Genomic DNA, 13,768 nt, shown 5'->3' with positions numbered 1-13,768 from the left:
TGCCGGGTGCCGGAATGAAAAGCACAGAAGCTAATACCGTCAATAACGCAGAGCCTTTTGACGTAGTGGATATTATCCGCACCAAACGCGACGGCGGCGCCTGGAAAATGGAACACATCGCCTGGGTGGTGGACGCTTATACACGCGGCGTGGTGAGCGAGGAGCAGATGGCGGCCCTGGCTATGGCGATCTTCCTGCGCGGCATGAACCGCGAGGAGGTGGCGCAGTGGACGGGCGCGATGATCGCCAGCGGCAGCACGCTGGACCTCTCCGACCTCGGCAAACCCACGGTGGATAAGCACTCCACGGGCGGGGTGGGCGATAAGGTGACCCTCCCGCTCGGGCCGCTGGTGGCGAGTTTTGGGGTGGCGGTGCCGCAACTCTCCGGCCGAGGCCTGGGACACACCGGGGGAACCCTGGACAAGTTGGAGGCGATTCCCGGCTGGTCCCCGGAGATGAGCACCCCGCGCATGAAGGAGATATTGTGCGAGGTAGGGGCTGTGGTGGCCGCCGCCAACGCGGACCTCGCCCCGGCGGATAGGAAGTTGTACGCGCTGCGAGATGTCACCGCCACGGTGGATTGCCTGCCGCTGATCGCCAGCTCGATTATGAGCAAGAAAATTGCTGAGGGTACCTCCGCCCTGGTGCTAGACGTCAAGGTCGGCTCCGGAGCATTCATGCGCGACGTCGATTCCGCGCGCCAGTTGGCCCGCGCGATGGTGGACCTAGGCACCGACGCCGGAGTGTCCACCCGCGCCCTGCTCACCGACATGGAGGTACCGCTGGGCCGCACCATCGGCAACGCCTTAGAAGTGCGCGAGGCCGTCGAAGTGCTCGGTGGCGGCGGCCCAGGTGACGTGCGCGAACTCACCTGTGCGCTCGCCCGCGCCATGCTGGAACTCGCGGGTATCCGCGATGCCGACGTGGAGGGAGCCCTCGATAGCGGCCGCGCGATGGATACCTGGAAGCGCATGGTGGAGGCCCAGGGCGGCGACCCGGCCGCACCCCTGCCCGTGGCCCGCCACACCCACGAGGTGCGGGCGGAGCGCGCGGGTTATGTGGATGCTCTCGACGCCCTGGCGCTCGGCGTCGGCTCCTGGCGTCTGGGTGCCGGGCGCGCCCGCAAGGAGGATAGGGTGCAGGCCGCCGCGGGCATAGAATTGCACGTGGAATACGGGCAAAGGGTAGAGCCCGGTCAACCGCTGCTGACCTTGCATACCGACACCCCGGAGCGCTTTGCGCGCGCCGAGGAGGCCGTGCTGCCCGGTATCCACATCGGTGCCGAGCCACCCGCACCCCGCACGCTGATCCACGACGTGATCTCTTAAGCACTGCTCAGACTCGATAACCCGCACAACCCCACCAGGAGGAACCCGCTATGACGAACATCGCCCGCATGATTGACCACACCCTGCTCAAGCCCGAGGCCACCGCCAGCGAGGTCGAGGCTCTGGTGGCCGAGGCCGCCGATCTGGGCTGCTACTCCGTGTGCGTTTCCCCCTCCGAGTTGCCGCTTTCCCTCCCCGAGGGTCTGCACCTGGCGGTGGTGTGTGGCTTCCCCTCCGGGGCGCACCACAGTTCCGTGAAGGCCGCCGAGGCTTCTCTGGCCGCCGCTCAGGGTGCCGAGGAGATCGACATGGTGATTAATGTGGCCGCCGCCCGCGAGGGGGATATGGCCGCCGTGGAAAGTGATATTTGCGCCGTGCGTCAGGCCGCCCCCGGCGTGGTGCTCAAGGTGATTATCGAATCCGCAGTACTCAGCGATGAGCAGATCGTGGGGGCCTGTCGCGCCGCCGAGGCCGCGGGTGCGGACTTTGTGAAAACCTCTACCGGCTTCCATCCCGCAGGTGGGGCCAGCGAGCACGCCGTGCGACTCATGGCGCAGACCGTGGGGGAGCGCCTGGGGGTCAAGGCCTCCGGCGGTATCCGAGACGCCGCCACGGCCCGCGCCATGATTGCCGCCGGGGCTACCCGCTTGGGTTGTTCTTCTAGCCGCGCCGTGGTGGAGGGCTAATCGTGGCGCCGGAACCTCACAGCCCCGGCAGAGCTTTCGACGGCACGCCGCCCGCGCAGCCCAGCCCCGCAACCCTAGAGCGCGCTCGAACCTGGCGCGACCACGACCCCGACCCTTGTACCAGGGCGGAGTTGGACGCGCTCATCGCCCAGAACTCCCCGGAACTGGCCGAGCGCTTCGCCGGGCCGCTGGCCTTTGGCACGGCGGGCCTGCGCGGGGAGATCGGAGCGGGGGAGTCCCGCATGAACCTCGCCACGGTGACCCGCACCAGCAGGGGTTTGGGCCAGTGGCTGAGCAACCAGGTGGAGCGGCCCCGCGTGGTGGTGGGCTGCGATGCGCGCCACGGCTCCCACGAGTTCCACCGGGCCGCCGCCGAGGTGCTGGCCGCCGCAGGCTGCGAGGTTCTGGCTCTCCTGCCGGGCCTGCCCACCCCCGTGACGGCCTTCGCCGTGCGTCACCTGCGCTGCGAGGCGGGCGTGATGGTCACCGCCTCCCATAACCCGCCGCGCGATAACGGTTACAAGGTCTACCTGGGCGGGCGCGTGGTGGAGGACGAGGAGGCGCGCGGGGTGCAACTCATCGCCCCGGCTGATGCCGAGATCGCCAGCGCTATCGACGCCGTGGGCTACGCCGATGAGGTGCCGCGCACCTCGTCGGGGCTAACGCACGTGGGCGAGGACGTGGTGGAGGAGTACGTGAGGGTGGTGCTCCGGGACGTCGATAAGCAGCCCCGCGACCTGCCGATCGTGGTTACCGCCATGCACGGGGTGGGTGGCGGCCTGCTGGTGCGCGTGCTGCGCGAGGCGGGTTTTCACAATGTCACCCCCGTGGCCGAACAGCAGGAGCCGGACCCGGACTTTCCCACGGTGGAGTTCCCCAACCCGGAGGAGCCCGGTGCTCTTGACCTCGCCATTGCCACCGCAAATAGGGTGGGCGCGCGGCTTATTCTGGCTGTAGACCCGGACGCCGACCGGTGCAGCGTAGCCATTCCGCGTCCCGATACCGGTGAACCGCAGCGCTGGGAACAACTCAGTGGCGACCGCGTGGGAGCCCTCTTGGGCGAGGAGGCCGCCCGGGGCGCCCACGAGGGCGGTGTGTTGGCCTGCTCTATCGTTAGTTCCCGCCTGCTAGAGCGCATCGCGCAGCGCCACGGCCTGCGCTTTACCCCCACGCTCACCGGCTTCAAGTGGATTGGCCGGGTGCCGGGCCTGATATTCGGCTACGAGGAGGCCATTGGCTACTGCCCCGACCCTCAGTTCGTGCGCGATAAGGACGGCATTGCTGCCTGCCTGCGCGTGGCCGAACTCGCCGCGCGCACGGACCTGCGGGAGACAGGCCTGCTTATCGACGCCACCTATGGCACTTACCTCACCCGCCCGCTCACGGTGCGCCTGGTCAGCACCGAAGAGGTGGCCGCTGCATTGTCTCGTTTTATGGAGACCCCGCCGGACTCCCTGGGTGGTGCTCGCGTGACGGAGGTAGCCGACCTTTCTGCCGGATACCGTGGCCTGCCACCCACCCCAGGCATGGTGCTGTTCACCGAGGAGGACTCCCGGGTGATCGTACGTCCCTCGGGCACGGAGCCGAAGCTCAAGTGCTACGCCGAGGTGATCGAACCCAGTCGAGGGACCTCGCCGCAAGGTGTTGCAGAGCAGGAGCGCGCCGCGCAGGCGAGGATGGAGGCCCTGCTGGCGGATCTTCACGCGGCGCTGCGGTAGGCGGTGGTGGCAGCGGTGCGTCGATAAGCCCAGCCCTAAACCAACGCCATCGGCAGGGCCAGCTCCATCATCGCGGTAAAGGCGCTCTGGCGCTCCTCCGGGGTGGTGGAGGCCCCGGTGAGAATGTTGTCCGAGACGGTAAAGAGCCCCAGAGCATCCACGCCCGCGCGGGCCGCCACCGCGTAGAGGCCCGCCGATTCCATCTCTACGCCGAGCACCCCCATGCGAGACCACCGCTCCACGGCGGTCTCATCGTCACCATAGAAGGTATCGCTGGAAAGGATATTGCCCACGTGCGTGGTCACGCCCTGGTTTTGGGCCTCGCGCTGAATGGCGGAAAGCAACTTCCAGGAGGCGATGGGGGCGAAGGTGCCGGGTACCTTGTACTGCTCTAGAAAGCGAGAGTCTGTGCACGCACCCTGGGCCACGATGATCTCGTAGGTATCCAGGTGCTTTTGCAGCGCCCCGCAGGAGCCCACGCGGATGAGTTTCTTGGCGCCGAAGAAGTGAATGAGCTCGTAGGCGTACAGGGAGATAGAGGGGATACCCATGCCGGAACCCATCACGGAGACCTCCTGGCCCCGGTAGGTGCCGGTAAAACCCAGCATGTTGCGCACGGAATTGAACTGCACCACGTTATCCAGGTAATTATCCGCGATGAACTTGGCGCGCAGCGGGTCACCGGGCATGAGCACGGTCTCTGCAATCGGTGCGTCCTTGGGCTGGATATGCGGGGTAGAGGCGGTGGTGGCGGGCATGATTTTCCTCCTGCGGAGTATCGGTTAGCTGCTTGCTATCAACGAGAATAGTAGGGGGCCGTGTCGAGGAGAAGGGGCGCGCTGACCTGGGTGTTTATCGGTATGCGGCCAACTCTCCTAGCGCGGGTGCCCCCGGTCCCACCCCCTCGCTACACTGCTAACTCATGGAACTGATGATCGGACGGGTGATTAAGTCCCACGGAATCCGGGGCGAGGTATCCGTGGAGGCCACCACGGACGAGCCGGAGGAGCGCTTTGCCGTGGGCCAGGTGCTCACGGGGCGGCAGAATAAGAAAGACCGCGAACTCACCGTGGCCTCCGTGCGCCCGCACAAGGGCCGCCTGCTGGTGACCTTCGAGGAGGTGCCGGACCGCACGGCGGCCGATTCCCTGCGCGGCATGCAGTTTTTTGCCGAACCCCGCGAGGACGAGGACGACGAGGGCTTTTACGACCACGAACTAGAGGGCCTTGCGGTACTCCACGAAGGCCACGAGATCGGCAAGGTCACCGGCATTACCCACGGCCCGCACCGCAACCTGTTGGAGGTCACGCTTGCCTCTGGCAAGGAGGCCCTGGTGCCCTTCGTGGAGGCCATCGTGCCGGAGGTTGATCTGGATGAGGGCACGCTCACGATTACTCCGCCCGAGGGATTGTTGGACCTCTAATGCGCCTGGACGTCATCACGATTTTCCCCGAATACCTCGACCCCCTACGCCACGCCCTCTTGGGTAAGGCCATCGAGCAGGGGCGATTGGAGGTGGGTGTGCATGACCTGCGCGCCTGGGCTACCGACGCCCACAAGTCCGTCGATTCCGCCCCCGCCGGGGGTGGCCCCGGCATGGTGATGAAGCCGCAGGTATGGGGGCCTGCCTTGGACGATGTGGCTCGTGGTACCGCGCCGGGCAGCGATCTAGTGAGCGCGCTGCCGCACCTGGATCGCGCCCGCCACGATGAATTGGAGGGCGTGGCCGCCCACGAGTACACCGAGCGGGAAGAGGAACGCGATCTTCCCCTGCTCATCGTGCCCACCCCGGCGGGAAAGCCCTTTAGTCAGGAGGACGCGCGCGCCTGGTCCCACGAAGAACACGTGGTATTCGCCTGCGGGCGCTATGAGGGGATTGACCAGCGCGTGCTAGTGGACGCTCAGCAGCGCTACCGGGTGCGCGAGGTATCCATTGGGGATTACGTGCTCATCGGTGGGGAGGTGGCGGCCCTGGTGATCGCGGAGGCCATCGTGCGGCTCATTCCCGGAGTACTGGGCAATAGGCGCAGCCACGAGGAGGATAGTTTTTCCGATGGGTTGCTAGAGGGGCCGTGCTATACCAAGCCTCGGCAGTGGCGCGGTCTCGACGTGCCGGAGATTCTCAGCAGCGGCAACCACGCCAAGGTGGATCGTTGGCGGCGCGAGCAATCCTTGCTGCGCACCTTGGAGGTGCGCCCGGAATTATTAGAGAGCGCGGAGTTGGATAATCAAGACCTCGCCTTTTTGGCGGAACAGGGGTGGCCGCGTGCCTAGTACTTCTAATTTGCCTAGTATTTCCACGGACCTTAACGTACTGCTCATTCCTGCCGAATGGGAGCAGGTGAGCGAGGGCATGGCGGAGGCGCTGCGCGAGCGCGGATATGAGCCCACCGGAATCTGGGCCGAGCAGGTGGACCTCACCTGCGAGCCCGATAATATGCTGGTCACCCAGTACGCCCAGGTGGAGGGGCACCCACCCATTGCCCAGGTGCTCTATCGGCTCGTGGTGACCGGTCATAGTGATCTTTGACCTGCGGCAGGCCACGGCTGCGGTGGTGGCCTGCTTGCCGGAGGGTGCTTATTGGTATGGCACCTCGATGGCGGGGGAGTTAGAGCCGGGGGTTAGCGCGGCGTGCGCGTGGCAGCACCCGCATAGTGATTGAGCACGGCAGCGGCGGTGGGGGCATCCTCGCAGGTAATCTCCATGATCTTGCTGCTGCGGAGTACCATGCGCAGGCCGGGGCCTTTGCCTAGCACGAGGGCTTGGCCGCGTGGGTTGGTGCGCCAGCCCCAGCCGCCCCAGTTCATCGGCTGAATCTCGGTGACCTCGGCGCGCTCGATCTCGGCGGCGGGGATATTGCGGCGGGGCCAGCCGAGCATGCTGCGGCAGGAGAGACCGCGAGAATCGGCGCGCAGCCGCCAGTAACCCATGCTCAGGGAAAGAAGAAGCAGGAAACCCGCTGCGAGCAGCAGCCAGGGGTTCGTGAATATCCCCAGGCTGAGGAGCACGGCGGTGCTCAAACCGAGAACGGTGGCAAACGGAAGGGGAATGGTGAGGGTGGCGTTCCAGGAGGCGGCCCCACCGGCGGGGACGTCGAGGGCTTCGGGGTGTATCACGGTGCTTTCCGCCGCAGGTAGGGGTGTGGCAAGCAGGGTGATGAGCGCGCTCCCACCGAGGGCGCTGCCGAAAATTGCGGCGAGGTGGCCCCAGGAAAGAGTCGCCTGGGTGGCGTCACTTAGTCCCTTCTGGGTGAGAAAGGTGCTCAGTTGTGCGCCGCTGACTAGAAAGCAACCAAAGGCCATGCTCGCGGCATGAAATCGTGCCATCGGCCCGCGCGCAGCTCCCTGGGCGAGCAGCCAGCAGTACAGAGCCACAAGCCCCACCACGAGGCCGCTGGTCAGGAGCCAAAATACGAGCGGGTCGGCAAAACCATTGGGGCTAGAACCGCTGAAATGCACGGCCAGGGGATCGGGCACCGCAGGAATGAGGGAGGCTGACCATATAAGGCAGGCCAGGCTGATGAGCCCAACGGGTAAGACGGTGCGGAATAAAAAGCGTTTCATTGCAGTCCTCCTTGGGAGAGCAGGGTGGTCACGGCGTCGAGGGAGAGGTTGTGGCGGCGGGCGGCGTCGATAAGCGCCTCCACGCTGCGCTGCACTTCCTTGTTGATCTTTGGGGGCGGCGATGTGGGGGCCAGGGCCACGGCTCCGCGCCCGCGGCGCAGTTCCACCTGGCCCCGGTCGCGCAGCAAGCGATAGGCCTGGAGCACGGTGTTGCGGTTGAGGTCGAGGGAGGCGGCTAGTTCCGTGGCGGCGGGTAGGCGCTGGCCGGGGGCGATGGTGCCGTCGCGTATCTGCTCGGTGACCTGTCCGGCGATTTGCTCGTAGATGGGGCGGGGGTCCTGCGGGCCGATAAGAACTAGCACAACTAGTAAAACTAGCACAATGTGCCGCCACGGGCTACCGCTAGAATGATCCGAATGATTGCAGCCACCATTGCTCAGGAACTCGGCGTGCGCCGCGACCAGGTAGAAGCCGCGCTCCGCCTGTTAGAAGAGGGCAACACCGTGCCCTTCATCGCGCGCTACCGCAAGGAGGTCACCGGCGGCCTGGACGACACCGCCCTGCGTGCCATCGAGGAACGCGCCACCTACCTGCGCGAACTCGAAGAACGCAAGCAGACTGTGCTCGCCGCCATCGAGGAGCAGGGCAAACTCGATGATCTGCTGCGCAGCCTGATTATGGAGTGCACCACCAAGGCTCGCCTGGAAGATCTCTACGCACCCTTCAAAAAGCGCCGCAAGACCAAGGCAGATAAGGCCCGCGAGGCAGGGCTTGAACCGCTGACCGACGTCCTGGTGGCCAACCCCGCGCTCAACCCCGAGGAGGCGGCCGCGGCCTACCTCACCGAGGGCTACGCCGATGCCAAGGCGGCCCTCGACGGTGCGCGGGCCATTCTCATCGACCGCTTTGCCCTCGACGCCGACCTCGTGGGCGAGGTACGCGAGCAGGTATTTCAGCGCGGTACCCTGGGTTCCTCCGTGGTGGAGGGCAAGGAGCAGGAGGGAGCCAAGTATAAGGATTACTTTGAGTTCTCCGAGCCGCTGACCAAACTCCCCAGCCACCGAATCCTGGCGCTGCTGCGCGGTGAGGCCGAGGGGGTGCTCACCTTGAACCTGGACGCCGGGGAGGATTCCCTCTACGAGGGCATGATTGCGCAGCGCTTTGACCTCGATACTCAATCCTCCGAGTGGCTGGCCTCCGCCGTGCACTGGGGTTGGCGCACCAAGTTGGAGGTTTCCTCCGGCCTGGACGCGCGCACCCGCCTCAAGGAGCGCGCGGAACAGGGAGCCCTAGAGGTCTTTGGCGCGAACCTGCGCGACGTTCTGCTCGCCGCCCCCGCGGGCCACAAGGCCGTGCTCGGCCTGGACCCCGGCTACCGCAACGGCGTGAAGTGCGCGGTGGTGGACGCCACCGGCAAGGTCCTCGATACCGCCATCGTCTACCCGCACCAGCCGCAAAATCGCTGGTCGGACGCCGTGGCAATCCTGTCTAGCCTGTGCCGCAAGCATGGGGTGGAGCTTATGGCCGTGGGCAATGGCACGGCCTCGCGGGAATCGGAAAAGCTCGCCCGCGAGGTGGCCGCTGCCGTGGCGGAGGCCGGGGGAGTGCGCCCCACCCCGGTGGTGGTTTCAGAATCGGGTGCCTCGGTGTACTCGGCCTCCGAACTCGCCGCGAGCGAGTTCCCCGATATGGACGTCTCCCTGCGCGGGGCGGTTTCCATCGCCCGACGCCTCCAAGACCCCCTGGCGGAACTGGTGAAGATCGACCCCAAATCTATCGGCGTGGGCCAGTACCAGCACGACGTCAACCAAACCGCCCTGGCCCGCACCCTCGACGGCGTGGTGGAAGATGCCGTCAATGGCGTGGGTGTGGACCTCAATTCCGCCTCCGCGCCGCTGCTGGCTCGCGTGGCGGGGGTTTCCTCCACGCTCGCGGGTAACATCGTGGCCTACCGCGATGAGAACGGGGCCTTTGCTACCCGCAAGGAACTCACCAAGGTTCCCCGCCTGGGTCCCAAGGCCTTCGAGCAGTGCGCGGGCTTCCTACGTATCAACGGCGGCACGGAACCCCTCGATTCCTCCGCCGTCCACCCCGAGGCCTACCCCGTGGCCCAGCGCATCGCCGCCTCCCAGGGGTGCTCGGTGGCCGAACTCATCGGCAATACCAACGTGCTTTCCAAGCTCAAGCCCCAGGACTTTGCCGATGAGAACTTCGGTCTCCCCACCGTCACGGACATTATCGCGGAGCTGGACAAACCTGGCCGCGACCCCCGCCCCGACTTCGTGACCGCCACCTTCAAGGAGGGCGTGGAAAAGGTCTCCGACCTGCGCCCCGGCATGATCCTGGAAGGTACCGTGAGCAACGTGGCGGCCTTCGGTGCCTTCGTGGACGTGGGAGTTCACCAGGACGGCCTGGTACACGTTTCCGCGATGTCAGACACCTTCGTCTCCGACCCCCGCGATGTGGTGCGCTCCGGCCAGGTGGTGCGGGTGAAGGTCATGGAGGTGGACGTGGAGCGCAAGCGCATCTCCCTTTCCCTCCGGCTTAACGACGAGCCCGGTGCCGAAGGTGGTGGGAAGAAGCAAGGTCATGCCGGTGGCCGGGGTAAGGGGCCGCGTGGTGATAGGAGCTCTGGTGGTGGTGCTAACGGGCGCGGTGGTGGTCGCGGCGGTGCGAAGGGTTCGCGTCGTTCCCAGGGCTCCGGTGGCGGAAAGCCCGCCGCTGGCTCGATGGCCGAAGCCCTTAAGCGCGCCGGGTTTGGTCGCTAGGCTGGGGAGCCATGACGACGAACTCTCCGAAGTGGTTATTGACCTTGACCGGAGTGGGGCTATGCAGTGTGCTGGCGGTCTGTTTCCGAGTGAGCAGCGTGCTGCTTGGTCTCGGCGTGGAGCTTATCTTTTGTGCGCTGCTGGCGGAGAGTATTCGGAGGAAGGCTCCGGTGGGGGAAGATCGCTTGGCGGATATGCGGAGAGTGCTCCTGTGTGCCTTGTTGGGGTTGATCGGTGGGCTGGTTGATTTCTCCTGGGTATCCCTGGTGGCTACGGGTTTGAGTATCGGGGCCGGCTGGGCAGCGGTGTTGGTGGGGTGGAAAGTGGTATTGGGTAGAAAATAAACAAGTTTAAACAAGAATAAACAAGGCTCGGGTACTGTGATGGACATGGTGCCATCTCTCAACCCTTTCAATGCCTCCTTGGGCGTGAGTCCTCCAGTTCTCGTGGGCCGCGACGGGGACATCGAAGATTTTTCCTGGGCGCTCGACTCGGGTCCGGGAAGTCACGAGCGCATCTCCCTCATTAAGGGCACCCGTGGCATGGGTAAGACGGTGTTGCTTAATGCTTTCGAGGACGTGGCGAGAGAACGCGGGTGGCACGTTATTTCTGAAACCGCCACGAGGGGTTTTGTTGCGCGTATTCGTGACTATGCCTATCGGCTGTTGAGCCAAAGTGAGAATACAGAGAAAGCCAGGGTACGGGGATTCAAGTTTGGGTCTGTAGGCATGGATATGGAGCGCCAGGAGATGCACCAACCCGAATTGACGCTACGCGATACCCTCACCATGCTTTTGGAATCGCAGGTGGACAGGGCGGCGCGAGTGGGGCAGGAGATACCTGGCCTTCTCATTACTCTGGACGAGTTGCATTATCTATCCCGCGCGGAAATCATCGAGTTTGCCACTACGGTGCAGCATCTCTTACGCGAAAATAGGCAAATAGCGGTGGCAATGGCGGGTATCCCCTCTGCGGTTGAGCCACTGCTCTCGGATAAAGATGGCACTAACCAACTCACCTTTTTACGCCGGGCAAACCGCATTGAACTCCGCGGAGTGCATACTTCGGAGGTGCGGCGTGGTTTATCCATACCGCTCCAGGAGAGGGGTTTATCCTGGGAAAAGTCTGCCTTGGACCAGGCAGTACAGGCCTGCGCTGGGTATCCATTTATGATTCAGCTCGTTGGCCAATGGTCGGTGCGTTATGCGGCGTCGAAGGTGATTGATGAGCCGACTGTGCAAGCGGGCGTGGACAAGGCCCGGGCTAAATTACGCCAACTTGTCCACGAGCCAGCGGTGGCTGATTTATCGGAGAAGGATCGGGACTTTCTTTCCGCTATGGCGGAAGATGAGGGGCCTTCTTCCATATGCTCTATTGCGGAACGCTTGGCAGTGAGTTCCCAATATGTCAATCGCTATCGGGAGCGGTTGCTTCTTAACCAGATGATTTATTCTCCACAGCGGGGTTATGTGGACTTTGCCTTGCCGTATCTGAGGGAATATATGAGAGAAAGTTAGCCCTTGCCCCCTTCACTTCCCGGATACTCTTACCCAATTCCTCAAAGGCGTGCGCGCGCCGCAGCACCGTCTTTCATATGTTTTCTCCTATCCCTTTCACCCCGCCCGGCAAGCTCACCAGTTCCCACCCCAAATCACCGTAGCGGCGCACAAACTCCGCGCTGCGTTTCCCAGAGGCGCAGTACACCACCACTTTCTCCGCTCCCATGCCGCGCAGCGCCGCGCTGACGTCATCAATAGAGCCAACCGAGCTCAGCGGCAATCGGTGCGGGTGAAGATCGGCCGGAAGGTCGCTCAGCAATACCTCGTGGGGCTCGCGTATGTCCAGGGCAGCGGCTGCGCCAGAGCGCACCTCGGGAAGGAGAGAGCCGGCCAGACCGGACGAATCAACACCGCACGCCCCCGCACCATAATCATCGGCCAGTTCTGTCACCGGCTCGCGCGCCGGGTCGGCGCTCACACGGAAGGTGCACAGGGTGGCGGCCAGGGCGTCGTACGTAAGCACCGTGCCTGGCACCACCGGGCGCAGGCCACTGAGCAGCGCGATGGTCTCGGTGGCCATGAGGTTTGCCACCACCGCCGTGGTGGCTCCCAGTACCCCGGCGGTGGCGCAGTCGGGCACGGAATCGGCGGCGGGTTGTTCGGGGAAGAGATCGCGCAGTCCCACGCTGGGCTGGGCGCCGGTCTCAGCACCCGCCCCGGAGTGCCACAGCGCCACCTGTCCACTAAAGCGCAGCACCGTCCCCCAGAGCAGGGGAGTGCCGGTGATCTCGGAGGCATCCGCGCTGAGGTACTTGGTGGCGAAGGTATCGGAGCCGTCGATCACCAGGTCCACGCCCCGGAAGTAGTCCAGCGCGTTTGTATTATCCAGGCGCTCCTGGCGTGCTTCCACCGAGATACCTGGTTGGAGTTCACGCAACCGTGCGGCGGCCACCTCCACCTTGGGGCGGCCCACGTCGCTGGCGCCAAAGAGAATCTGGCGGTGGATATTGCTCAGGTCCACCACATCATCATCGAGCAGCACGATGTGGCCCAGCCCCGCGGCGGCCAGGGATTGCAGGAGCGGGCAGCCCAGTCCACCCGCGCCAATCACCAGTACGCGGCTGGCGTGCAGCCGCTCCTGTTCTTCCATGCCAAAGCCGGGCAGGGCCAGGTGGCGGGCCACGCGGCGTAACTCTTCAACCGGAAGTACCGCCATCACAGCACCTCATCGGCCCAACTAGCCAGGCCCTCAAAGGTGGAGGAGGCCTGGGCGTGGCGGCGCTGAGGTATGCGCCCGGCCTGGCGGGCGAGCAATCCGGACTCCACGGCCAGGCGCATAGCGCGCGCCATCGCCACCGGGTCCTGGCAGCGATTCACCGCGCTGGCCAGCAGCACCCCGGAACAGCCCAGTTCCATCGCCAGGGCGGCGTCGGAAGCCGTACCCACTCCGGCATCGAGGATCACGGGCACCTCGGCACGTTGGCAGATGAGTTCGATGTTGTGCGGGTTGAGGATACCCAACCCCGTGCCGATGGGAGAGCCCAGCGGCATGACGGCGGACACTCCCACGTCCTCTAGTCGGCGGGCGGTCACGGGGTCGTCGGAGGTATAGGCCAGAACGGTAAAGCCCTCGGCCACGAGGAGTTCGCAGGCGTCGATGAGCTCCACGGTATCGGGCAGCAGGGTGTGCTCGTCCGCGATGACCTCGGCCTTAATCCAGGTGGTGCCCAGGGCTTCGCGGGCTAGCTGGGCGGTCAGCAGCACGTCGCGGGCTGTGCGGCAGCCTGCCGTATTGGGCAGCGGCGCAATATTCAGACGTTTCAGCAGGTCAAAGAGGGATTCCCCGCTGTGTCCGGTTTGTGCGCTGTGGCGGCGCATAGCCACGGTGGTCAGTTGCGTGCCCGAGGCCACCAGCGAATCCTCCAAAATCGCCTGGGAAGTAGCCCCGCCGGTGCCCATGATGAGGTGGGAATCAAAGTGCTGATCGGCAATGGTGAGCATGGTTAGCCTCCTTGAACGGCAGTGAGAATATCCACGGCGTTGCCCTCGGCCAGGGTGCGCGACCACTGAGAGGCGGGTACCACCGCGCCGTCGATAGCCACGGCCACCCCGGTGCGGGTGCCCACCTCGGAGTCCACGAGTTCGGCCACGCTGCACGCCGGGCCTTGGCGAAGTTTGCCGTTGAGGGTGTAGGAAATCATGCTT

At 64.9% G+C, this 13,768-nt stretch carries 14 protein-coding genes and 1 pseudogene; 9 read left to right on the top strand and 6 right to left on the bottom strand.

Features of this window, described 5'->3' with window-relative positions; translation table 11 throughout:
• The first annotated feature begins 14 nt into the window (after positions 1 to 14).
• From Clow_RS04185 to Clow_RS04175, 3 genes are read left to right on the top strand one after another with little or no spacing between them, the layout of a single operon-like run.
• Complete coding sequence (locus Clow_RS04185; RefSeq protein WP_156334624.1) at positions 15 to 1,328, top strand: thymidine phosphorylase; 1,314 nt, start codon at positions 15 to 17, stop codon at positions 1,326 to 1,328.
• A gap of 50 nt (positions 1,329 to 1,378) precedes the next feature.
• The gene (gene deoC / locus Clow_RS04180; protein WP_055176766.1) at positions 1,379 to 2,014 is read left to right on the top strand and encodes a deoxyribose-phosphate aldolase; all 636 of its coding nucleotides are present in this window, start codon (positions 1,379 to 1,381) and stop codon (positions 2,012 to 2,014) included.
• A 2-nt stretch (positions 2,015 to 2,016) separates the two neighbouring features.
• Positions 2,017 to 3,732 carry a phospho-sugar mutase gene (locus Clow_RS04175; RefSeq protein WP_055176763.1) on the top strand — a complete coding sequence of 572 codons (1,716 nt, stop codon included), beginning with the start codon at positions 2,017 to 2,019 and terminating at the stop codon, positions 3,730 to 3,732.
• Between the two features lie 35 nt (positions 3,733 to 3,767).
• Here Clow_RS04175 and deoD read toward each other — a convergent pair whose 3' ends face one another.
• Positions 3,768 to 4,490, bottom strand: coding sequence for a purine-nucleoside phosphorylase (gene deoD / locus Clow_RS04170; RefSeq protein WP_055176760.1), 723 nt, complete (start codon positions 4,488 to 4,490; stop codon positions 3,768 to 3,770).
• Positions 4,491 to 4,654: 164 nt separating this feature from the next.
• On the opposite strand from deoD, the gene rimM reads away from it, so the two are divergent.
• The 3 genes and pseudogenes from rimM (at position 4,655) to Clow_RS04155 (ending at position 6,395) form a co-directional block, all read left to right on the top strand.
• On the top strand, positions 4,655 to 5,155 hold the full coding sequence (gene rimM, locus Clow_RS04165; protein ID WP_055176757.1) for a ribosome maturation factor RimM: 501 nt from the start codon (positions 4,655 to 4,657) through the stop codon (positions 5,153 to 5,155).
• Positions 5,155 to 6,006, top strand: coding sequence for a tRNA (guanosine(37)-N1)-methyltransferase TrmD (trmD, locus tag Clow_RS04160; RefSeq protein WP_055176754.1), 852 nt, complete (start codon positions 5,155 to 5,157; stop codon positions 6,004 to 6,006). The genes rimM and trmD overlap by 1 nt, the downstream gene beginning before the upstream one ends.
• 79 nt (positions 6,007 to 6,085) lie before the next feature.
• Positions 6,086 to 6,395 (top strand): annotated as a pseudogene (locus Clow_RS04155) (hypothetical protein).
• Here Clow_RS04155 and Clow_RS04150 read toward each other — a convergent pair.
• Complete coding sequence (locus tag Clow_RS04150) at positions 6,355 to 7,296, bottom strand: hypothetical protein (protein WP_055176751.1); 942 nt, start codon at positions 7,294 to 7,296, stop codon at positions 6,355 to 6,357. The pseudogene Clow_RS04155 and the gene Clow_RS04150 sit on opposite strands and share 41 nt — an antisense overlap.
• Positions 7,293 to 7,658, bottom strand: coding sequence for a GntR family transcriptional regulator (locus Clow_RS04145; RefSeq protein ID WP_055176748.1), 366 nt, complete (start codon positions 7,656 to 7,658; stop codon positions 7,293 to 7,295). The genes Clow_RS04150 and Clow_RS04145 overlap by 4 nt, the downstream gene beginning before the upstream one ends.
• A gap of 54 nt (positions 7,659 to 7,712) precedes the next feature.
• Between Clow_RS04145 and Clow_RS04140 the strand changes: the two genes are divergently transcribed.
• The 3 genes from Clow_RS04140 to Clow_RS04130 are packed head-to-tail and all read left to right on the top strand — an operon-like array spanning position 7,713 to position 11,581.
• Entirely contained in the window at positions 7,713 to 10,064 is a 2,352-nt protein-coding gene (locus Clow_RS04140) for a Tex family protein (protein ID WP_055176745.1), read from the top strand.
• Positions 10,065 to 10,075: 11 nt separating this feature from the next.
• Positions 10,076 to 10,408, top strand: a complete 333-nt coding sequence (locus Clow_RS04135) for a hypothetical protein (protein WP_055176742.1) — start codon at positions 10,076 to 10,078, stop codon at positions 10,406 to 10,408.
• Between the two features lie 39 nt (positions 10,409 to 10,447).
• A complete protein-coding gene (locus Clow_RS04130) occupies positions 10,448 to 11,581 on the top strand; it encodes an ATP-binding protein (RefSeq protein WP_156334679.1) in 1,134 nt (377 codons plus the stop codon).
• 73 nt (positions 11,582 to 11,654) lie between these two features.
• Here the strand turns inward: Clow_RS04130 and Clow_RS04125 are convergent, their stop codons facing one another.
• From Clow_RS04125 to thiS, 3 genes are read right to left on the bottom strand one after another with little or no spacing between them, the layout of a single operon-like run.
• Positions 11,655 to 12,779, bottom strand: coding sequence for a ThiF family adenylyltransferase (locus tag Clow_RS04125; RefSeq protein ID WP_055176738.1), 1,125 nt, complete (start codon positions 12,777 to 12,779; stop codon positions 11,655 to 11,657).
• Positions 12,779 to 13,564, bottom strand: a complete 786-nt coding sequence (locus tag Clow_RS04120; protein WP_055176735.1) for a thiazole synthase — start codon at positions 13,562 to 13,564, stop codon at positions 12,779 to 12,781. Before Clow_RS04120 ends, Clow_RS04125 begins: the two co-directional genes overlap by 1 nt.
• Positions 13,565 to 13,566: 2 nt before the next feature.
• A complete protein-coding gene (gene thiS / locus Clow_RS04115; RefSeq protein ID WP_055176732.1) occupies positions 13,567 to 13,764 on the bottom strand; it encodes a sulfur carrier protein ThiS in 198 nt (65 codons plus the stop codon).
• Between the last annotated feature and the right edge of the window lie 4 nt (positions 13,765 to 13,768).

This window comes from Corynebacterium lowii (assembly GCF_001412085.1).
Taxonomy (GTDB): Bacteria; Actinomycetota; Actinomycetes; order Mycobacteriales; family Mycobacteriaceae; genus Corynebacterium; species Corynebacterium lowii.
The sequence above is the reverse complement of the archived record's forward strand: the minus strand, read 5'-3'. Positions and strand labels throughout refer to the sequence as shown.